Here is a 20,300-nt window from a genome sequence, read left to right as displayed (position 1 = left end):
AGAAGCGTCCATTTCACAGGTATCGTTCACCTCATCGCAGCAATGATATGGATGCGATGAATGTCGATCCGACCTAGTGCGGCAGGGCAACCCCATGCAACTCACTGGATACAGATCGGTCGCACAGACAAACGGCTGCGTTCTGGTGGTCATTCGTGACCAGTTCCAGCACCGATCCGCTGTCGAGTTGGGCGTGCCGGAGGAGCGGATCCTGATCTTGGAGACCTATGCCGACGCGGCAACTGCCGTATTGGATGGACGCGCGGATGCTTATGCGAGCGTGGCACGGGCGCATGGCGGGTACCTGGAACAGAACAAAAGCCTGTCCCTGGAGACCGTGATCGTCGGTCGCGATGAGAAGGAACCGGCATTCGGTTCGTTTGCATTCAACAAGTCCGATGAGGCGTTCAGACAGACGATCGACGAGGCGCTTCTGGCCTATCTTGGTTCGGAGCAGCATCGAGCGATGATGAAGACGTTTGGCTTTGATGACGCCGAAATCGATCTGGTCGCAGGCTAGGGAAAGCCGCCTCCCTTGCTCAAGTCGAGCGCTCCAAAATTTTTCTCGAAATCGGCCGTGCCTTTCAGGTTTTGGTAACCAGGATGGGTAACCATAACAGTCAGTAAATTCGTTTGAGTACAGCGTAGCGAGTATCTTATGGCAGCAGTTCTTCCGCTGGCCGACCTGCAGCGGCAGGTCCGTCCGGACACCTGGCTCAATTCCATCATCAAGGGTGACTGCGTCGCCGCTCTGGAGGCCCTGCCGGATCATTCCGTTGATGCGATCTTCGCCGATCCCCCGTACAACCTGCAGCTCGGCGGCACGCTGCACCGCCCCGACCAATCGCTGGTCGATGCGGTCGACGACGAATGGGACCAGTTCGCCTCGTTCGAGGCCTACGACGCCTTCACCCGCGCCTGGCTGCTCGCCTGCCGCCGCGTCCTGAAGCCGAACGGCACGATCTGGGTCATCGGCTCCTATCACAACATCTTCCGCGTCGGCGCGATCATGCAGGACCTGAATTTCTGGCTCCTGAACGACATCGTCTGGCGCAAGACCAATCCCATGCCGAATTTCAAGGGCCGCCGCTTCCAGAACGCCCATGAGACGATGATCTGGGCAAGCCGCGACGCCAAGGCGAAGGGCTATACTTTCAACTACGATGCGCTGAAGGCGTCGAACGACGACGTGCAGATGCGTTCCGACTGGCTCTTTCCGATCTGCTCCGGCTCCGAACGGCTGAAGGGCGGGGACGGCAAGAAGGTCCATCCGACCCAGAAGCCGGAAGCGCTGCTTGCCCGCGTCATCATGGCCTCCACCAGGCCGGGGGACGTCATCCTCGATCCCTTTTTCGGCTCCGGCACGACCGGTGCGGTGGCCAGGCGTCTTGGCCGCAATTTCGTCGGGATTGAACGCGAACAGGATTACATCGATGCGGCTGCCGCCCGCATCGCGGCCGTCGAACCGCTCGGCAAGGCGGAGCTGACGGTCATGACCGGCAAGAAGGCGGAGCCTCGCGTCGCCTTCAACACGCTGGTTGAAGCAGGCCTCGTCCGGCCCGGTCAGGTGCTGACCGATGCCAGACGCCGTTGGAGCGCGATCATACGCGCCGACGGCACGCTTGCGGCCAACGGCGAAGCAGGTTCCATTCATCGCCTTGGCGCGAAAGTGCAGGGCCTTGATGCCTGCAACGGATGGACGTTCTGGCACTTCGACGACGGGCAATCCTTGAAGCCCATCGACGAACTCAGAGCCGTGATCCGGAACGACCTGGCGAAATTGGACTGATCCACCAGTCCTGCCAGATCGCACGCATTCCTGGTCCGGTCATGTACCTCTAGTCCCGGACGAGGATAATTGGCGCCCGGGGAGGCTGACCCCGGGCGCCATTTCTTTTCAGACGTTCACGCCGTAGCTGGCGAGGTCCTTTTTCAGCGTTTCCGGATCCTTGAAATGTACCGCCTGCCAGCCGGCGGCGCGCGCGCCTTCGACATTCGCCTGGGAATCGTCGATGAAGATCGTCGCTTGCGGCGTCAGGTTGAAATCGCAGGCATGCTTCTCATAGATCGCGACATCCGGCTTGATGAGGCCGATCTCGCCGGAAACGGTGACGCCGCGGGGCTTGTTCAGGAAGGGGAAAATCTTCCTTGCATGGACGAAAGTGTCGGCGGCGAAATTGGTGAGCATCGTCACGTCGCGGCCCTTATCGATCAGGCTTTCCATGATCGCGACGGAGCCGTCATAGGCGTGCGGCACCATCTCGTGCCAGTATTTGCGGAAGGCGCGGATCTGCTCCTCCCGTTCCGGATGTTTTTCGATCAGCAGCGTTTCGGCCTCTTCCCATTTCCGGCCGCGATCCTGTTCCAGGTTCCATTCGTGGGTGCAGACGTTGAGGAAGAACCACTTGCGTTCCTCCTCGTCGGGAATGATGCGGCTGTAGGGGATGTTGGGATCGTAGTGGATCAGCACCTTGCCGATGTCGAAGACGATGTGGTCGATCTTGGCCGCCATGAATGTTTCCTGAGGAATGAAAGGGTCGGAATCAGTTCGGGTGTTTTTCGAAGGCTCGCGGAATAGCCTGTGCGATTGCTTTTTTCATGACAGTCGGCAGCGCCTGGGCCTCAAGATTTGTGACCGGCTCCCACCATCCGTCATCGGTAGCGGTCTTCGGGGTGCGCGCCCGGAAGACGGAGAGCCTGAGCTCGAAATGGGTGAAGACATGGACGACGGTGCCGCAGGCCTGCCAGTCGGCGGGGAAGGGTGCGTGGCCGGTGGTCGTGCCGCCGTCGAGCCGCGAGGTCCAGGCCGTCGTCGGCACTTCCGTCATACCGCCCAGAAGGCCGCTTTCGACGCGCCGCCGCAAAAGCACGTCCCCTTCCGGCGTGACGGCGACGAAGGCCGCGCCTGAGCGCACCGGCTTTTCCTTCTTGGCGGCCTTCACCGGAAACAGTTCCGGATCGTGCCCGGCAAAGGCGAGACAATCGTCGCGGAAGGGACAGAGCGCGCAGGTCGGCCGCTTCGGCGTGCAGATCGTCGCGCCGAGGTCCATCATGGCTTGGGCGAAATCGCCGGGCCGGTCGGCGGGCGTCAGTTCCGCCACTTGCCGCTTCATCAGCGGCTTCGAGCCTGGAAGCGGCGCATCGATGGCGTAGAGCCGGGAGATCACCCGCTCGACATTGCCGTCCATCACCGCGGACTGCCGGTTGAAGGCGATGGCCGCCACCGCTGCGGACGTATAGTCGCCGATGCCGGGAAGCGCCCTCAACCCTTCCTCCGTATCGGGAAAGACGCCGCCATGTTCGGCCGCAACGGCGTCGGCGCATTTCTTGAGGTTGCGTGCGCGAGCGTAGTAACCGAGGCCGGCCCAGGCGGCCATGACGTCCTCGACCGGGGCGGCGGCAAGATCGGTCACCTTCGGCCAGAGCTTGAGGAACTTCGCGAAATAGGGTTTGACCGCCTGCACGGTGGTCTGCTGCAGCATCACTTCCGACAGCCAGACGTGATAGGGATCGGCCCTTTTGCCCGCCTTCGCCGCGGCCGGGCTCACCCGCCAGGGCAGGTCCCGGTGGTGCCGGTCGTACCAGGCCAGAAGACTGCCGGCGAGGTCTGACCTTGATGCTGCAAGGGTTGGGGACGTTTTCATCGGCGGCAAAGATAGTGATCAGGGCATGGTTCGCCAACGGCAAATCCCCTCGAAAGCTGGGGACAGAGGCCTAATTGGACTATGCGGCCTTTGCCGTTGATGACGACCCGGTCAATCGCTGAAGGAGAGAGGAATGATATCGATCACCGGAATTTCCATCGGATCGCTGCCTTATGAGGACTACCTGGCCCCGCTCGTTGCTTTAGTCGTCATAGTGACTGCGCTCACAGCCACTGTGGGCGCGGTATATTTTGTAGGCAGGTACGTGAGACTGGCGATTCGCCAGTGGACGGCGCCCTCGATGCAACCCTTCTACAAAGCTATCGGGCAGGTCTGGAATGCGTTGGTTGGATTTCTCAGACGCTTGCTTACTTACCCTGTATTACCAAATGGCTGGGCAAAATGGCGGCCGATCGGCCTTAGGCAGGCGGTCAAAGCACTTCCTCCTATTTCCGGCTCGCTGCTTTTTATGGGGCTCTTCACATGGGTCACGATAGTTTACGGATGGTACGGGCTCGGAAACCCCAAGCTTTCTCTCGTCATGCATGCGACGATCATCGCCTATCTGATTGCAGCGGTCAGCTTCGCGCGAATGCTAATGGTCAGGGGCGTCAAGATTTGGCACGGCCTGCTCTAGCTTCCTTTCCCAATCGCATTGCAATGTTTATGATGGTGTCTGATTGATTGGATCGGATCGGGAAATGAGCAGCTTGGAACAGATGCACCGTCAGAAAGGACGGCGGGAGTTTCAGATTTCCGAAGTGGCGAACGGCATCATCGATCCGGTGCTGGCCCGCCGGGCCGGCATCTCGACCGCGCTGCTCGGCTCCTGGGACGAGATCGCCGGCGAGGATTTTGCCGATTGCACGCGGCCGGAAAAGATCGCCTGGCCGCGCCGCGACGAAGGCACCGGCGCGGGCGGCGGCCATCAGCCGGGCGTGCTGACGATCGCCTGCGAAGGTGCCCGCGCGCTTTTCCTCACCCATGCGCAGGGCGAGCTGATCGCCCGCATCAACGGCTTTTTCGGCTTTCCGGCGGTGCGCCAGATCCGCATCGTCCAGAAACCCGTATCCCAGACCTTCAAGCACCCGCGCAAGCCCCCGCCCTTGAAGGGGGAGGCTGCGAAGCGGCTTGAGACCATGATGCAGGGCATCGAGAGCGAAGCTTTGAGAAAGGCGGTCGAACGGCTCGGCACCGCCGTCCTGCAGAAGAAACGCAGGGTATGATCTCCGAAGAGCTGCGATCTTCTTGATACACCTCCGATTTGTCACAATTCTTTGAAGAGATTTCCTTATCGACAGCTTGTTCGCGTTCGGGCGCCGCGATACGGAATTGTCGAATTTATTTGAGACCTCTCGCACACGGGTGTTCCATGCAGATGAACGATATCACCATGACCAGGCGCGCGCTTCTTGGCGGAGTGGCCGTGACCGCTCTTTGCCTGGCGCTGCCGCTCGGCGCCTCCGGAGCCTTCGCTCAGGAACTGCCGGAATCCCAGGGCGATGTCGATATGGCCGAGGCCGTGAAGCCCGGCCCGCTGCCGGAAATGGCGCTCGGCGACGAAAAGGCGCCGGTGACGATCATCGAATACATGTCGATGACCTGCCCGCACTGCGCCAACTTCCACAACGTGACTTTCGACACGATCAAGACCAAATATATCGACACCGGCAAGGCGCGTTTCATCATTCGCGAGTTCCCGTTCGATCCGGTCGCGACCGCTGCCTTCATGCTCGCCCGCTGCAACCCGCAGAATCCGGCCGAGCTTGCGACGCCCGCGCAATATTTCCCGATGGTCTCGATGCTCTTCAAGCAGCAGCGCACCTGGGCCGCGCCGGCCGACGGCAATGTCCGCAGCGCCCTTCTTCAAAGTGTCAAGCTTGCAGGTTACTCACAGCAGAGTTTCGAGGCCTGCTTGACGAACCAGAAGCTTCTCGATGAAGTAAACCAAGTCGTAAAGAGAGGGGCGGACGAATTCGGCGTCAATTCCACGCCGACCTTCCTGATCAACGGCAAGAAATATTCGGGAGACATGTCGGTTGAATCCATGTCGGCGCTCATCGACAGCCTGTTGTGAGCACATCTTCCTCAAGAGGAAGGTGAGGGGCGCGGCATGAAATTCAACAAGCTGCGCCTCGTCGGGTTCAAGTCCTTCGTCGAATCGACGGAATTCATCATCGAGCGGGGGCTCACCGGCGTGGTCGGCCCGAACGGCTGCGGCAAGTCGAACCTTGTCGAAGCGCTGCGCTGGGTGATGGGCGAAAACTCCTACAAGAACATGCGCGCGTCCGGCATGGACGACGTGATCTTCTCCGGCTCCGGCAACCGTCCGGCCCGCAATACCGCCGAAGTCGGCCTCTATCTCGACAATTCCGACCGCACGGCGCCCGCCGCCTTCAACGACAGCGACGAGATCCAGGTGACGCGCCGGATCGAGCGCGAGTCTGGCTCCATCTATCGGATCAACGGCAAGGAGGCGCGCGCCAGGGACGTGCAGCTTCTGTTTGCAGATGCCTCGACCGGCGCCCGCTCGCCGTCCATGGTCGGGCAGGGGCGGATCGGCGAGCTCATCCAGGCAAAACCCCAGGCCCGCCGCCAGCTTCTGGAAGAGGCGGCCGGCATTTCCGGCCTGCATTCCCGCCGTCACGAGGCCGAGCTTCGGCTGCGCGCCGCCGAAGGCAATCTCGAACGGCTGGACGACGTGCTGACCCAGCTCGAAACGCAGATCGAGAGCCTGAAGCGGCAGGCCCGTCAGGCGAACCGCTTCAAGACTCTGTCGGCGGATATCCGCGCCCGCGAGGCCATGCTCCTGCATATCCGCTGGGTTCAGGCGAAGGAGGCGGAAGGCGAGGCGGAAAGCGCGCTCAACCAGGTGACGGTCGTGGTCGCCGAGAAGGCGCAGGCGCAGATGGAGGCGGCCAAGCAACAGGCGGTCGCCAGCCTCAAGCTGCCGGAGCTGCGCGAGGAGGAGGCGAAGGCGGGCGCGGCGCTGCAGCGCATCCAGATCGCCCGCGGCCAGTTGGAGGAGGAGGCGAACCGCCTTCTGAAACGGCGCGATGAATTGACCCGCAGGCTTGCCCAGCTCGGCGAGGACCTCCGCCGCGAGGAGCAGCTTGCCGCCGACAATGCCGCCTTCCTCGAAAAGCTCGACCAGGAGGAGGCCGATCTCAACGACATGCTGGCCGATTCCGGTTCGGAAGCGGAGGAGATGCGCGAGGCCTTCGAGGCTGCCGCCGCGGCACTTGCCGAAAGCGAAAAGCTGCTCTCGGCCATCACTGCCGAGCGCGCCGAGGCAGCCGCCGGCCGCAATCAGCTCGAGAGGCTGATCCGCGACCTTGCAGAGCGGCGCCAGCGTCTCGACCGGCAGCTTGCCGACGCGACGGGCGAACTCGACACCATCAACGAGCGTCTTGCAGGCCTCGACGATCCGGCCGAGAGGCGCGAGGCTGTGGAGGCGGCGGAAGTGGCCGTCGAGGATGCGGCAGTTGCTGTCGAGGAGGTCGAAGCCGCGCTCGCATCCGCCCGCGCCGGCGAGCTGATGGCCCGAGGCCCGGTGGAAACTGCCCGTTCGGCGCTGAATGCGCTGGAGACCGAGGCTCGCACCATTTCGAAAATGCTGGCCGCCGGCGCCACATCGGGCGATTTCGTCGCGGTCGCGGAGATGATCCGCGTCGATCGCGGCTTCGAGGCGGCTTTGGGTGCCGCCCTGGGCGACGATCTCGAAAGCCCGATAGACGGTGCTGCGCCGACCTATTGGTCGCTGAACGGCGACGGTGCCGCCGATCCGGGCCTGCCGCAGGGCGCCGAGCCGCTGATTGCCCGTGTGACGGCTCCGCCCGAGCTTTCCCGCAGCCTCGCCCAGATCGGCATCGTCTCGGAAGCCGATGCGCGTCGCCTGATGCGGCTCCTGCGGCCCGGCCAGCGTCTGGTGACGAAGGAAGGCGCCGTCTATCGCTGGGACGGGCATGTCACCGGTTCCGAGGCGCCCGGTGCCGCGGCGCTGCGCCTTTCCCAGAAAAACCGCCTCTCGGAACTGGAAGCCGAGATCGATGAGGCCCGCATCGTCTTGTCGGAGACCGAGGTGGCGCTTGCCGCCGCGGCATCCGAGATCGGCGCCCAGGAGAAACGTCTCGCGGACGCCCGCGACCGCAGCCGGTTCGCGGCCCGCCAGCTCTCCGAAGCCCGCGATGCGCTCGCCGCCGCCGAGCGCGCCGCCGGAGACCTGATGCGCCGCCGCGATGTCGCGACCGAAGCCCTAAACCAGCTCAATGCGCAGATAGGCGATCTCGGCCTGCAGGAAGAGAATGCCCGGGCGGAGCTGGAGGATGCGCCGGATATTTCCGGCATCGACGACCGGCTGCGGGGGCAGCAGGCGGTCGTCGCGACCGATCGGGGCCTGCTGGCCGAAGCGCGCGCCCGCTACGAGGGCCTGAGCCGCGAGACCGAAGCCCGCAAGCGCCGCCTTGTGGCGATCGCCGAGGAGCGCGCTTCCTGGACCGCACGCGCCGCGAGCGCCGCCGATCACATAACGAGCCTGCGCGAACGCGAGGAAGAGGCTCGCGAGGAGATCGCCGATCTCGAAGCCGCGCCCGAGGAATTCGACGACAAGCGCCGGGCGCTGCTTTCCGAGTTGCAGAAGGCCGAGGCGGCCCGCCGCGCCGCCGCCGACCGGCTGGCGGAGGCCGAGACCCATCAGCGCGAGGCGGACCGGCTTGCCGCGGTTGCGCTTTCCGAACTCGCCGAATCGCGCGAAAAGCGCGGCCGTGCCGAGGAGCGCCTGGTTTCGGCCGCCGAGAAGCGCCACGAGAGCGAGCAGCGCATCCGCGAGACGCTGGGCGTCGCCCCGCACGAGGTGCTGCGGCTCGCGGGTCTCAAGCCCGACGCGCCCATGCCCGATATCCGCGAGATCGAGCGCGAAGTCGACCGGCTGCGCATGGAGCGCGAGCGGCTGGGCGCCGTCAATCTGCGCGCCGACGAGGAACAGAAGGAACTGTCCGACAAGCTCGACCTGCTGATGCACGAGCGCGCCGACGTCATCGATGCGATCCGCAAGCTGCGCGGCGCGATCCAGAGCCTGAACCGCGAAGGCCGCGAACGCCTTCTCGCCGCTTTCGACGTGGTCAATGCCGAATTCCAGCGGCTTTTCACCCATCTCTTCGGCGGCGGCACGGCCGAACTGCAGCTCATCGAATCCGACGATCCGCTCGAAGCGGGCCTCGAAATCCTCGCCCGCCCGCCTGGCAAGAAGCCGCAGACCATGACGCTGCTTTCCGGCGGCGAGCAGGCGCTGACCGCCATGGCGCTGATCTTCGCCGTCTTCCTCACCAATCCCGCCCCGATCTGCGTGCTGGACGAGGTGGATGCGCCGCTCGACGACCACAATGTCGAGCGCTATTGCAACCTTATGGACGAGATGGCGGCGTCCACCGAAACCCGCTTCATCATCATCACCCACAATCCCATCACCATGGCCCGCATGAACCGGCTCTTCGGCGTCACCATGGCCGAGCAGGGTGTCTCCCAGCTCGTGTCCGTCGATCTCCAGACGGCCGAGTTGATGCGCGAGGCGAGCTGAGCAATTTACAATGTTTCGTGAAAATGCTCACCATTTACGTTGAATCACCCATATGGGGGATGTAATTTTTCGGATATTAGTATCTTGTGATTGCGTATTGAATTAAATTTTCGCGTCCGTTGGTTCTGAGTAAGGGCGCAAACGGTTGAATTTCCAACCCCCCGTCCGGGTTTCCTGTCCCGGGCGGAAAGCTTTGCGGGGCCGCCTGTGATCCGGCCCCGCAAAGCTTTGTTTTTGGGATCCCCCCTGCCGCCCTCCTGAACGCCTTCCCTGCTATTTTGTTGCGGTGCAACATAATCCTGCCGTCATCCGTTCCCAAACCGTCATAAAACTTGTACTTATTGGGAAAAACGGACTGCGTCGGGGTGGAGAGCAGCATGACGAAGTGGGTCTATCGCTTCGGCGGAGGCGAAGCGGAGGGCCGTGCCGCCGATTTCGGTCGGCTGGGCGGCAAGGGTGCCAATCTCGCGGAGATGGCGAGCCTCGGCCTGCCGGTGCCGCCGGGCCTCACCATCGTTGCCGATGCCTGCGGCTTTTATTTCGGCAACGGCAGGACGCTTCCCGACGATCTGAAGGCGCAGGTTCTGGAGGGCATTCTAGCCATGGAAGGGCTGACGGGCCGCACCTTTGGCGGCAACGCGAAGCCGTTGTTGCTCTCCGTCCGCTCGGGCGCGCGCGCCTCCATGCCCGGCATGATGGACACCGTCCTGAACCTCGGCCTCAACGACGAGACCGTGCAGGCGCTCGGCCACGATGCGGGCGACGCGCGTTTTGCCTGGGACAGCTATCGCCGCTTCATTCAGATGTATGCCGACGTGGTCATGGGGCTCGATCACGAAGTCTTCGAGGAAATCCTGGAGGATGAGAAGGCCCGCTTCGGCCACGAATACGAAACCGATCTTTCCGCCGTCGAATGGCAGCATGTCGTGGGGCTCTACAAGCGGGTGATCGAGGAGGAGCTGGACGCGAGTTTCCCGCAGGACCCGCATGTGCAGCTCTGGGGCGCGATCGCGGCCGTCTTCGCGAGCTGGATGAACCCGCGCGCCATGACCTACCGCACGCTCCATCGCATTCCCGAGGAATGGGGCACGGCCGTCAATGTCCAGGCCATGGTCTTCGGCAATCTCGGCTCTTCTTCGGCCACCGGCGTCGCCTTCACCCGCAATCCGTCCACGGGCGAAAAGTCGCTTTACGGCGAGTTCCTGGTCAATGCGCAGGGCGAGGACGTCGTGGCCGGCATCCGCACGCCGCAATCGATCACGGAGGAGGGGCGTCTCGCCTCCGGCTCCGAAAAGCCGTCGATGGAAAAGCTGATGCCGGAGGCGTTTGCTGAGTTCAGGGCGATCTGCGAACGGCTGGAAGCCCATTACCGCGATATGCAGGACCTCGAATTCACCGTCGAGCGGGGCACGCTCTGGATGCTGCAGACCCGCGCGGGCAAGCGCACCACCCGCGCGGCGATGAAGATCGCGGTGGATATGGTGGAAGAAGGGCTGATCACCGAGGAGGAGGCCGTCTGCCGCATCGAGCCGCCGTCGCTCGACCAGCTTCTCCACCCGACGATCGATCCGCGCGTCGAACGCCATGTCGTCGGTTCCGGCCTGCCGGCCTCGCCCGGAGCTGCGACCGGTGAGATCGTCTTCACGGCGGAAGAGGCGGTGGAGGCGGAATCGGAAGGCCGCAAGGTCATCCTCGTGCGCATCGAGACGAGCCCGGAGGATATCCACGGCATGCATGCCGCCGAGGGCATTTTGACGACCCGCGGCGGCATGACCAGCCATGCGGCGGTGGTCGCCCGCGGCATGGGCATTCCCTGCGTGGTCGGCGCTGGCTCGATGCGCGTCGATCTGCGCAACGAGCATCTGATCGGGCCCGGCGGCGTCACCCTGAAGCGCGGCGAAACGATCACCATCGACGGTTCGTCCGGCCAGGTGCTGAAGGGCGCCGTGCCGATGATCCAGCCGGAACTGTCCGGCGATTTCGGCAAGCTGATGGTCTGGGCCGACAAGAACCGCCGCATGACCGTGCGCACCAATGCCGATACGCCGCAGGATGCCCGCGCCGCACGCTCCTTCGGGGCGGAGGGCATCGGCCTTTGCCGCACCGAGCACATGTTCTTCGAAGGCGACCGCATCCATGTGATGCGCGAGATGATCCTTGCCGAGGATGAGAAGGGCCGCCGCGCCGCACTTTCGAAACTCCTGCCGATGCAGCGTTCGGATTTCACCGATCTCTTTTCCATCATGCACGGCCTGCCGGTGACGATCCGCCTCCTCGATCCGCCGCTGCACGAATTTCTGCCGAAGACCGAGGCCGAGATCGCCGAGGTTGCGAAGGCCATGGGCATGCCGCCGGCCTTCCTTGCCCGCCGCATCGATGCGATCCACGAGTTCAACCCCATGCTCGGCCATCGCGGCTGCCGGCTGGCGATCTCCTATCCCGAGATCGCCGAAATGCAGGCCCGCGCCATCTTCGAGGCGGCGGTCGCGGCGGCGAAGGAGACCGGCGAGCCGGTGGAGCTCGAAATCATGGTGCCGCTCGTCAGCCTCCGCGCCGAGCTGGACTATGTGAAGGGCGTCATCGACCGCGTCGCCGAGGACGTGGCGAAGGAAAGCGGCGTGCCGATCGCCTATCTCGCCGGCACGATGATCGAATTGCCGCGCGCCGCGATCCGCGCCCATGTGATTGCCGAGACGGCGGAATTCTTCTCCTTCGGCACGAACGACCTGACGCAGACGACCTTCGGCATGTCGCGCGACGATGCGGCCGCCTTCATCCCCACCTATCAGAGGAAGGGCATCATCGAACACGACCCGTTCATCTCGCTCGATTTCGACGGCGTCGGCGAACTGATCCGGCTGGCCGCCGAGCGTGGCCGCAGGACCCGCAACGACCTGAAGCTCGGCATCTGCGGCGAACATGGCGGCGATCCGGCCTCGATCCGCTTCTGCGAGGATGCCGGCCTCGACTACGTCTCCTGCTCGCCCTTCCGCGTGCCGATCGCACGTCTGGCGGCGGCCCAGGCGGCAATCGGAAAGAGGAAGCCATGACCAGTATCACCGTTCTTTCCGTGCCTGTCTTCAGCACGCTCTGCAACGAGGGGTTCCGGCTGCGCCGGGAGGTCTTCATCGTCGAGCAGGACGTGCCGGCTGATATGGAGTTCGACGAGGATGATTTGACCGCCTTTCATTTCGTCGCCATCGTCTCCGGCGAGGTCTGCGGCACGCTGCGGGTCATCCATGCGGAGGATTGCGTGAAGATCGGCCGGGTGGTGGTGAGCCTCCCCTGGCGGGGAAATGGCGTCGCGAGCGCAATGATCCGCCAGGCGATGGATGCCCATAAGGACGTGCGGGAAAACCGTTTCTATCTGACGGCGCAGAGCGACAAGACGGCCATGTACGAGCGCTTCGGCTTCAAGGCCTATGGCGACGAGTTCTTCGAGGTCGGCATTCCCCATTACGCGATGAGGAATTACTGAGGCGCCGGCCGTGCGGGACTACCAGCGCAGCAGGCGAGGTCCGAGGAGACTGCCGAGCGCGCCGGTCAAAAGGATGCCGAGCGAATACCAGATCAGCACGAAGGGCATGCCGTTTTCGGTGCAGAACCAGGAATAGACCCAGGCGCCTGCCGCACCCGCTGCGAGGCCCGCGATGAAGCCCGTAAGCCTGAGATTGGTTGGCGCCGCGCGGCGCAGAACCCAGGCGTTTCCTGCAAGGACGGGAAGCGCGAAGGCGAAGATCAGGAACGGGCAGTGTAGCGCCGACGATCCAAGGATCAGGACCGGATAGGTTTCGGCGGGGGAAAGAAGAAGCTGGATGGCCGCGACGACGGCCATCGCCGCGAAGATCGCCGCTGCCGCTGCGAAGAACCGCCCTTGTGAACCCTCGGGCCGCGCCAGATGATAGACCGCCAGGAAGGCGGCGATGGCAAGAAGCGCGTTATAGGCCGACTTGATCCAGAAGACGGGCAGCGACAGCGCCTGGGAAAGATCGGGCCGCAGGCCTGCGACGGTCAGCATCAGGACGAGCGAGACCGCAAGCGCAGGAAGGACGCCGAGGGCAAAGCGCCGCTGCAGGGCATGCCGCGGCACCGGCTTCAGCTCGCCGACCAGGCTCTCGATGATGTCGTCCGTCTTTCTCACGCTCCGCCTCGCAACTTCTCCGCCAGCGCCTTGAGACCTCTGTGGATGCCGACCTTCACCGCCGATTCCGACTGGCCGGTGCGGCTTGCCGTGTCGGCGACCGACTGGCCCTCCAGCTTCACCCGGCGGATCAATTCCCGCTGTTTTTCCGGCAGGCTGTCGAGAAGCCGCTCGACATCCATCCGCGCCGTCACGGCTTCCTCGCTGAAATCGCTCTCTATGTCTTCGCCAAGCTCCGTTTCCGCCAATCTTCGTCCGCCGCGGCCGCGATGGTGGTCGATCAGCTTGTAGCGGGCGATCGAGAAGAACCAGGCCGTAAAGGGCCGCTCCCGGTCATAGGTCGACCGGCGGGAATGCAGCGCCAGCAATGTCTCCTGGACAAGATCTTCCATGTCCGCCTTCGTCGCCGCGCCCATTCTGCGGCCGTAGTAACCGACGAGCAGGATGCGCAGAGCGTTCAGCAAATGCCGGTAGGCCGCCTCGTCCCCATCCAGGGAGAGAAGCATCAGCGTTTTCAGGGCTTCTTCCGAATGGGCGGTTGTCATGCTGTCTCAACGATTATTCGCAAAGAGGACGTAAACGGTTACAGGAGGGAAGAAAAATACCCCGTCGCCATGGCGCGATCACATGCGCGTGAAGCGGTAACGTCCTTGCCTCGGTCCCGAATGAGGGGATGTGAGCCTTCGGCAGGCAGCCGGCGGACACGTCGATCCCATTCGAGGAGAACATGCCATGACCAAGCTTCTTTCCAGCCTCGCAGCTTGCACGTTCGTTGTCGGTCTGTCTTTCGCAGGCGCCGCCAATGCTCAGAGCAGCACGAGCACGGACACGATGAAGAAGGACAACATGCAGGGCGGTGCGATGTCCAAGGAGTCGATGAAGACCGATACCATGTCGACGGCCGGCACCAAGACCGCCTGCATGGACAAGGCGGGCATGGAGAAGGACTCGATGAAGAAGGCCGAGATGATGAAGGCTTGCGGCGCCATGAAGTAAGTTTGCCGCGGCGGTTGACCCCTCGCTTCGCGGCCAACGTCTCTTCTTGCGGCAAGAGCCGCTCATTCGTTCGAAAAATGCATGGCCTGCGATCGTGCCGGCTTGGCGGCCGGCCGATTCCGCTCAGCGCCGTCTGACGATCACGCGCCGCTCGACCACGACAGGAGGCCACATCATCGCAGCGCTGCGGTACTGGAAGGAGCGGGCTTCGGCGCGGCGGTCGAGCTCGATGTCGAGCAGGCAGCGCGCCATGGCGTCGGTGCCGCGCCGGAAGCCGTAGCCGGCGCAGGTGTTTTCGTCGGCCGCGCGGCGCTCCTCCGGCGTCATGGTCTGGCAGGCCGCAAGCAGTCCGGCGAGTGCGGCGAGGACGAGAAGGCGATGAAGGCGCATGGCGGGAAACTCCATGGAATGCAGAGGCGATCGAAACAGCCGATCTCGCCTTTTTCTACACAAGAATAGCCGCTTGCGCCATCATCGGCTTTCATCAGGCGCTGCTGGATTCGAACACGGATGATCGGTCGACGGGCGAGAAGCCGGGATTCTGGCCCGGATCGTGGGATGTGGACTGGCAGCTGGCGGTGAGGATGGAAATCGCGACGAGGAAGGAAATCCGAAGATTGCGCATGGTGAACTCCTTATGCCCGGGGGGAGAAACAAAGCGATTTCCATTTAGGAAAGGCTGCTTTAGATTGAAGTTCAGGTATTTTCATATTGCCGTGAGCTTTCCGCCAGCATGACCGTCCGCTTCGCCCGGCCCGTTTCCTATTCGGCTTATGCCAGCCGCCGGTTCGGCTTTTCGGCCCTGGTGCTCTTCGTTATCGCCGCGCTGGCGCATCGCTTCGGGCCGCTGACGAGCCCGGATTTTCTGGCGCTCACCTTTCTCTCGGCCGCGATCGCCGCCGTTTCCGTGCCGCTGTCGGTAATCGGTCTGGTGCGACTGTGGCAGGTGGGGGCGGAAGGCGGCGTCGCGGCAGCCAAAGGGCTGTTCTATGCCGCGGTCCCGCTTGCCGTCGTGGCGGCCGGTGCCTTCTATTACTACACCCTGCCGCGGCTTTACGACATTTCCACGGATATCGCCGACCCGCCGCCATGGGTCGCGGAGCCCCAGGCAAACCAGCAATGGCTGCCGCGGGCCGGTGTGATCACACCGGCCGACCGCCGCGCGCAGTTCGCCGCCTATCCCGGCCTCACCGGCCGGCGCTATCAGGGCGCGCTCGACCGTGTCTATGAAGGGGTGCAGAAGGCGGTGCTTTCCGCCCGTATCTCCATCACCAAGAGGGAGGGCGTGGAGCTGATCGCACCGGATATCGCCGAACGCCCGGCGCCGCAGGACGAACAGACACCGGTGCCGGATGTGGCGCCGATCCCGCTCTCGCGTCCCGAGCCGCTGCTCTCGCCGCTTTTCGGCAACGCCGGCGACGTTCTTCTCCAGGGCGAGACCCGCACGCTGGTCCTCGGGCTTCGTTTCGACCTCGTCATCCGCCTGCGCGAGGATGCCGAGACGACGTCGGTCGACATCCGCGTCGCCTCCCGCTACGGCCCGCACGATCTCGGCATGGGCGAGGCGATCGCCGAGGATTTCCTCGACCGGCTCGATATCGAGCTTCTGGGGATAGCCGGCAATTAGGTTCCGGCGACTAGACCGGCCAGTAAGCCCCCGCAAGCGACGGCGGCCCCTCGGTCGCGACGCGGCCTTTTTCGACCAGATCCTCCAGATGCGCGAGCACGGAGAGCGCGGCGGCTCCGTGCAGACGCGGATCGGTACTGGCATAGATGACCTTGACCATGTCGGGGATCAGCCGGTCGCCGGCCCGGATGCGTTCCAGTACGGCGCGCTCGCGCATGCGGCGATGGGTCCTGAGCCCCCTGAGGAAGGAAGCTGGCTCTCGCACCGGCCCGCCATGGCCGGGCAGGAAAATGCGATCCTCGCGGGCGAGCAGCTTTTCGATCGAGACCATGAAATCCGCCATGGAACCGTCCGGCGGCGCGACGATCGTCGTGGCCCAGGCCATCACGTGGTCGGCGGAAAAGAGCACGCCCGTGCCTTCGAGCGAGAAGGCGGAGTGGTTCGCCGTATGGCCCGGCGTATGGACGGCCGAAAGCGCCCAGCCGTCGCCTTCGATCTTCTCTCCGTCTGCGATCGCGATATCCGGGACGAAGCCGGTATCCGCGCTTTCCGCGAACGGGTTCGTCTCGCCGGCATGGAGCGGCCTTGCGGCGCGGTGCGGGCCTTCGGCGACGGTGATCGCGCCGGTCGCTTCCTTCAGCCGCCGGGCGAGGGGCGAATGGTCGCGATGGGTGTGGCTGACGAAGATATGCGTCACCTCGCGGCCCGCAAGCGCCGCCGTGAGCGCCGCGAAATGCGCCTCGTTCTCCGGTCCCGGGTCTATGACCGCGACCGAAGAGCCGCCGACGATATAGGTGTTCGTGCCGTGGAAGGTGAAAGGCGAGGGATTGTTGACGGTGAGCCGCTGAACGCCGCCGGCCACCGGCACGGGCGTGCCGTAGGCGGGCGCGAAATCCAGGTCGAAGGTGATGTCCTCTGCCATGCGGGGCCTCAACGCTTGTGTTCGATTTCGATGAAGGCCATGGGGTCGGCGCCCGCATTGACGACGTTGTGCTCGACGCCCGCATCGCGCCGATAGGCGGCGCCGGCCGCCATGTCGACGCGGCGGCTGCCCTCCTTGTCTTCGATGAGGAACCGGCAGTCGGTCATCGGCACAACGACGTAACCGAGCCCGTGCACATGCTGGCCGGTATCGGCGCCAGGCTCGAAATCCCAGCGGGTGACGCGCACCACGTCGTCGTCGATCAGCACGGTGGGGATTGCGGGCGGTCGGGCGCGGAACTGCGTCATGGTCTCTCCTGATGGGAAGGATTGAGAAGGTCTAGCACCGCTTCTGCTGCGGTGCATTCAAAAACAGTCTTCGGAAAATTGGAAAATCGCGAAGTTAGACGTTGAGGGGCCGGAAAAGCTTTGCTAGAGCAGGCCCACTCGTCCGGGCGGTCATTTTACCGATTGTCGCCCGCGCTCGTGTTGGGGCGTAGCCAAGCGGTAAGGCAGCGGTTTTTGGTACCGCCATCCCCTGGTTCGAATCCAGGCGCCCCAGCCAATCGCTCCGGGTCCATACCGGCCAGGCCCGCAAGCCGTACCCGCCACATTCAATCGAACGGATAAAGCACCCGCCCGACCTTCCTGAAGGCGGGGTTCGAGAGTTCCCGGAAGAAGAGGATCGGGTTCTTCCGGAAGTCGTCGGCATCGGCCTTGTCGCCGATCGTGCCGATGATCCGCGCCAGCGGCTCCGTCAGCAGGTGGCGCCATCCGAGAAGGCCGTAAGGCCCGGAAAGCCGGAAGCCGGGCTTTTCCGGAATTGGGATGGGCGCGATGAGGCTTTGCGGCATGCCGGTCTTCCGCCAGCCGGCCGCCAGTTCCAGGCATTCCTCGAAGCTGATCGTAGCCCCCGTCACCGGATTGAAATAGTGCGGATACAGAAGATAGGCGCCGGCGAAGAGCTCTTCGACGCTGAGCTTCCGGCCGCGCCTAGAGTTCGTTTGGCGGTCGTCCGTCAGTCCCCATCCCGCATAGAAGGGGCATCCCATGACGGTCACGGGAATGCCCCGCAGAAGCGCTTCGAAGCCCCCGAGGGAGGTGATCGTGTAGACATGGTCCGTGTCGGCCAGAAGTTCCGGTAGGGAAATCGGTGCGGTGACGATTTCGCACAGATGGGCAACCTCCGCCGGATTGGAAAGGCGCTTGCGGACCCCGTTCAGCACGTCGGGATGCGGCTTGTAGAGGATCTCGCAACCGGGATTTTCCGCCGCCGCGGTCCGGACCACGTCGTTGTTCGTCACCGGGCGGTCGCATCCGAGCGTGATGGATGCATCGTCCTCCACCTGCCCGATGACGAGGATGCGCGGCCTGTCCTTTGTCTTCGGTTCATACCCCGCGGCCGTGGCGCCGCCGGCATTGTATTTGCTGAGGCCGGAGGCGAGCAGCGACCGGATGCCCTTGCGGGCGCGCTCCATCAGGGCGGGATCGCCCGCAAAATCGTAGGAGCCGAGGAGGCATTCGAGATCCGATGCCTGGCGGCTGTCGAAATAGGGCGTGCGGGAATCGAGCGTCAGCGAGAACGGCGCGCTGTGGCTGGCATTTGCAACGAGCGACCGGATGAAGCCGTCCTCGATGAAATAGAGGGGGATAGAATTCTCCCGGGCAAAGGCGATGGCCGCCGGGGGCGCATTCCGGCCCCAGACGAGAAGAACCGGCTTTTCCGAAGCCCCGATCGCGGGCGCCCAGTCGCGCGCAAAAGCCCTGTCCGTCAGGTAGAGCGGCGGATAGACGAAGCGGGCTTGCGGAAAATAGGCCTGAAGGATCGCCCTTTTCCATCTTCGGAAATGGAAGGCGAAAACAGTGAGCCCCGCTAAGTCCGGCCTGTCATTCGTCATCATGCTGCCGGCGGCTTTTCCCAAGTCATCGCGCGCATTGCGCCACAGGCCACGGAACGGACGTTACAGCAAGGCCGCCCTCTCGGCGGCCCGCACCTAGTTCCTGTCGCGGATATTGTAATATCCCATGACCACGACGCCCCAGGCGAGCAAGGCGCCGAGGAATACGAGGATCGAATTCAGGATCCTGCTCGGATACTGCGCCAGCTCCGACAGCGTCGGCTGAATGAAGACGGCGAGGTAGCGCTGCTTCGCATTGGCCTCGATCCGCGCCTTTTCCAGGCCCGCGAGCGCGGACGTATAGGCCCGTTCGGCGAATTCGCGGTCGGTTTCCAGCGTTTCATATTGCTGGATGCGGCCCGCCACATCCGTGAACGCCGCCGAAGCCATGCGGCCCTGCTTGCTGGCGGAGCCGCTGCCGAACCTCTGCCTCTCTTGTTCGATCTGCTTTTCCAGGCTGGCGATCTGGGAGCGCATGACGCGGACCCGGGGCGTATTCTCGCCCATCTGGGTCAGCGCCGTGGAAAGCTCCGTCTTCAACTGGACGAGTTGCTGTTCGAGCGAAGCCACCAGCTGGGTCGCGAGCTTTGCGCCCTCGACAGGATCGGCTTCCTGCGATGAATCGCGATAGATGCGCAATGCCATCCGGGCGTTCGACAAACGCTCTTCGGCCATGCGGACCTCGCTCTGGGCGACTTTCAGCACTTCGTTGCGCGCCGAGAGCGAAAGCTCGTTCACCAGCTTTTCGCTTTGCGCGAGGACGAAGGCGGCGATCTTCTGGGACTCCTCCGGCGTGAAGGCCTTGACCTCGAGCTCCATGATGCCAGACGTATGATCGAAATTGACGCTGATCATGCGCCGCCAGTATTCGAGCTTGTCCTCGATCGGCCGTTCCTGGCCGATGCCGTAGAAATAATCGAGGCCCCGCGGCGCAAAGACGGAATCCAGCCCGAACGCCTCGTCCACCGCCTGGACCATGCGCTCGCTGCGGATGAAGTCGAGCAGGACGTAGGAATCGGAGAACGTGCTGCCGCCGGAGGCCTGCGAGAACATGCCGAGAATGTCGGCAGGCTGGGAGGATTCGATGCTGCGGACGGAAAAGGAAGCCGAGCTGTGATACTGGTCGGCGGCGATGAACGCCATGTAGAGGGACGTCAGAACTGCCGGCAGCGCGACGACGGCCAGGAAGCCGGAGATGATGGCGATGTGCCGGGGCCGCAATCTGCCGGCCCAGCCGCGGGGCGCCTCGGCCGCTTGCGGTTCGATCTCGATGACGGGCGGGGAGGGCTCGACGGGCGCGGGCGCTTCCAGGAGACCTTCGAGCAGCCGGAGGTTTTTGGGCTTCTGAACGGGTTTCGCCTCTTCCGGCAACGGAAGGAGCTCAACAGCTTCGCCGGTCTTCTTGATTTGGGCCTGGTCTGTCACGTCTACTGCCTCGTCATGTTGCGCTCGTGGACGGCGATGGCGTCTTCCAAATTATCATAATATGTTAATTTTC

Annotated in this window: 20 protein-coding genes and 1 tRNA gene; 11 read left to right on the top strand and 10 right to left on the bottom strand. The window is 63.7% G+C overall.

Annotation, left to right across the window (positions count from 1 at the left end; translation table 11 throughout):
• The first annotated feature begins 94 nt into the window (after positions 1-94).
• Both ACMGE0_RS32560 and ACMGE0_RS32555 read left to right on the top strand, forming a co-directional pair.
• Entirely contained in the window at positions 95-520 is a 426-nt protein-coding gene (locus tag ACMGE0_RS32560; RefSeq protein ID WP_436820003.1) for a type 2 periplasmic-binding domain-containing protein, read from the top strand.
• A 138-nt stretch (positions 521-658) separates the two neighbouring features.
• Positions 659-1,789 carry a site-specific DNA-methyltransferase gene (locus tag ACMGE0_RS32555; RefSeq protein WP_436820002.1) on the top strand — a complete coding sequence of 377 codons (1,131 nt, stop codon included), beginning with the start codon at positions 659-661 and terminating at the stop codon, positions 1,787-1,789.
• A gap of 108 nt (positions 1,790-1,897) precedes the next feature.
• Here ACMGE0_RS32555 and ACMGE0_RS32550 read toward each other — a convergent pair whose 3' ends face one another.
• Together ACMGE0_RS32550 and mutY are read right to left on the bottom strand one after the other, a co-directional pair.
• A complete protein-coding gene (locus ACMGE0_RS32550) occupies positions 1,898-2,512 on the bottom strand; it encodes an HAD family hydrolase (protein ID WP_436820001.1) in 615 nt (204 codons plus the stop codon).
• Positions 2,513-2,543: 31 nt separating this feature from the next.
• Complete coding sequence (mutY, locus tag ACMGE0_RS32545) at positions 2,544-3,644, bottom strand: A/G-specific adenine glycosylase (RefSeq protein ID WP_436820000.1); 1,101 nt, start codon at positions 3,642-3,644, stop codon at positions 2,544-2,546.
• A 133-nt stretch (positions 3,645-3,777) separates the two neighbouring features.
• Here mutY and ACMGE0_RS32540 point away from each other — a divergent pair, with 133 nt between their 5' ends.
• From ACMGE0_RS32540 to ACMGE0_RS32515, 6 genes are all read left to right on the top strand, one after another.
• Entirely contained in the window at positions 3,778-4,281 is a 504-nt protein-coding gene (locus tag ACMGE0_RS32540) for a hypothetical protein (RefSeq protein ID WP_436819999.1), read from the top strand.
• An 82-nt stretch (positions 4,282-4,363) separates the two neighbouring features.
• Positions 4,364-4,870, top strand: coding sequence for a DUF721 domain-containing protein (locus tag ACMGE0_RS32535; RefSeq protein ID WP_436820004.1), 507 nt, complete (start codon positions 4,364-4,366; stop codon positions 4,868-4,870).
• 146 nt (positions 4,871-5,016) lie between these two features.
• Entirely contained in the window at positions 5,017-5,721 is a 705-nt protein-coding gene (locus ACMGE0_RS32530; RefSeq protein WP_436819998.1) for a DsbA family protein, read from the top strand.
• A gap of 36 nt (positions 5,722-5,757) precedes the next feature.
• Positions 5,758-9,219: a chromosome segregation SMC family protein gene (locus tag ACMGE0_RS32525; RefSeq protein WP_436819997.1), complete on the top strand. Its 3,462-nt coding sequence runs from the start codon at positions 5,758-5,760 to the stop codon at positions 9,217-9,219.
• Positions 9,220-9,596: 377 nt separating this feature from the next.
• Positions 9,597-12,269 carry a pyruvate, phosphate dikinase gene (ppdK, locus tag ACMGE0_RS32520; protein ID WP_436819996.1) on the top strand — a complete coding sequence of 891 codons (2,673 nt, stop codon included), beginning with the start codon at positions 9,597-9,599 and terminating at the stop codon, positions 12,267-12,269.
• Positions 12,266-12,697, top strand: a complete 432-nt coding sequence (locus tag ACMGE0_RS32515; protein ID WP_436819995.1) for a GNAT family N-acetyltransferase — start codon at positions 12,266-12,268, stop codon at positions 12,695-12,697. Before ppdK ends, ACMGE0_RS32515 begins: the two co-directional genes overlap by 4 nt.
• An 18-nt stretch (positions 12,698-12,715) precedes the next feature.
• On the opposite strand, the gene ACMGE0_RS32510 is transcribed toward ACMGE0_RS32515, so the two are convergent.
• The gene (locus ACMGE0_RS32510; protein ID WP_436819994.1) at positions 12,716-13,360 is read right to left on the bottom strand and encodes an NrsF family protein; all 645 of its coding nucleotides are present in this window, start codon (positions 13,358-13,360) and stop codon (positions 12,716-12,718) included.
• Positions 13,357-13,905 (bottom strand): sigma-70 family RNA polymerase sigma factor, encoded by a 549-nt coding sequence (locus ACMGE0_RS32505; protein ID WP_436819993.1) that lies wholly within the window; start codon positions 13,903-13,905, stop codon positions 13,357-13,359. The genes ACMGE0_RS32510 and ACMGE0_RS32505 overlap by 4 nt, the downstream gene beginning before the upstream one ends.
• 187 nt (positions 13,906-14,092) lie before the next feature.
• On the opposite strand from ACMGE0_RS32505, the gene ACMGE0_RS32500 reads away from it, so the two are divergent.
• On the top strand, positions 14,093-14,356 hold the full coding sequence (locus ACMGE0_RS32500; RefSeq protein WP_436819992.1) for a pentapeptide MXKDX repeat protein: 264 nt from the start codon (positions 14,093-14,095) through the stop codon (positions 14,354-14,356).
• Positions 14,357-14,479: 123 nt separating this feature from the next.
• Here ACMGE0_RS32500 and ACMGE0_RS32495 read toward each other — a convergent pair whose 3' ends face one another.
• Both ACMGE0_RS32495 and ACMGE0_RS32490 read right to left on the bottom strand, forming a co-directional pair.
• Entirely contained in the window at positions 14,480-14,746 is a 267-nt protein-coding gene (locus ACMGE0_RS32495; protein ID WP_436819991.1) for a hypothetical protein, read from the bottom strand.
• A 94-nt stretch (positions 14,747-14,840) separates the two neighbouring features.
• Positions 14,841-14,981, bottom strand: a complete 141-nt coding sequence (locus tag ACMGE0_RS32490; protein ID WP_436819990.1) for a hypothetical protein — start codon at positions 14,979-14,981, stop codon at positions 14,841-14,843.
• Between the two features lie 108 nt (positions 14,982-15,089).
• Between ACMGE0_RS32490 and ACMGE0_RS32485 the strand changes: the two genes are divergently transcribed.
• Positions 15,090-15,983 carry a DUF1499 domain-containing protein gene (locus ACMGE0_RS32485; RefSeq protein WP_436819989.1) on the top strand — a complete coding sequence of 298 codons (894 nt, stop codon included), beginning with the start codon at positions 15,090-15,092 and terminating at the stop codon, positions 15,981-15,983.
• A 10-nt stretch (positions 15,984-15,993) separates the two neighbouring features.
• Here ACMGE0_RS32485 and ACMGE0_RS32480 read toward each other — a convergent pair whose 3' ends face one another.
• A complete protein-coding gene (locus ACMGE0_RS32480; protein WP_436819988.1) occupies positions 15,994-16,905 on the bottom strand; it encodes an MBL fold metallo-hydrolase in 912 nt (303 codons plus the stop codon).
• Positions 16,906-16,913: 8 nt separating this feature from the next.
• Positions 16,914-17,213 carry a cupin domain-containing protein gene (locus ACMGE0_RS32475; RefSeq protein ID WP_436819987.1) on the bottom strand — a complete coding sequence of 100 codons (300 nt, stop codon included), beginning with the start codon at positions 17,211-17,213 and terminating at the stop codon, positions 16,914-16,916.
• Positions 17,214-17,394: 181 nt separating this feature from the next.
• Between ACMGE0_RS32475 and ACMGE0_RS32470 the strand changes: the two genes are divergently transcribed.
• Positions 17,395-17,469: transfer RNA gene (locus ACMGE0_RS32470), tRNA-Gln, on the top strand.
• A 49-nt stretch (positions 17,470-17,518) separates the two neighbouring features.
• Here ACMGE0_RS32470 and ACMGE0_RS32465 read toward each other — a convergent pair.
• Both ACMGE0_RS32465 and ACMGE0_RS32460 read right to left on the bottom strand, forming a co-directional pair.
• Complete coding sequence (locus ACMGE0_RS32465) at positions 17,519-18,805, bottom strand: capsular polysaccharide export protein, LipB/KpsS family (RefSeq protein ID WP_436819986.1); 1,287 nt, start codon at positions 18,803-18,805, stop codon at positions 17,519-17,521.
• A gap of 93 nt (positions 18,806-18,898) precedes the next feature.
• Entirely contained in the window at positions 18,899-20,227 is a 1,329-nt protein-coding gene (locus ACMGE0_RS32460) for a KpsE/RkpR family capsule polysaccharide export protein (RefSeq protein ID WP_436819985.1), read from the bottom strand.
• Positions 20,228-20,300 lie beyond the last annotated feature (73 nt).

The organism is Neorhizobium descurainiae (genome assembly GCF_051400715.1).
Classification (GTDB): Bacteria; Pseudomonadota; Alphaproteobacteria; order Rhizobiales; family Rhizobiaceae; genus Neorhizobium.
Note: the sequence above shows the minus strand (reverse complement) of the source record. Positions and strands in the feature narration are given on the sequence as shown.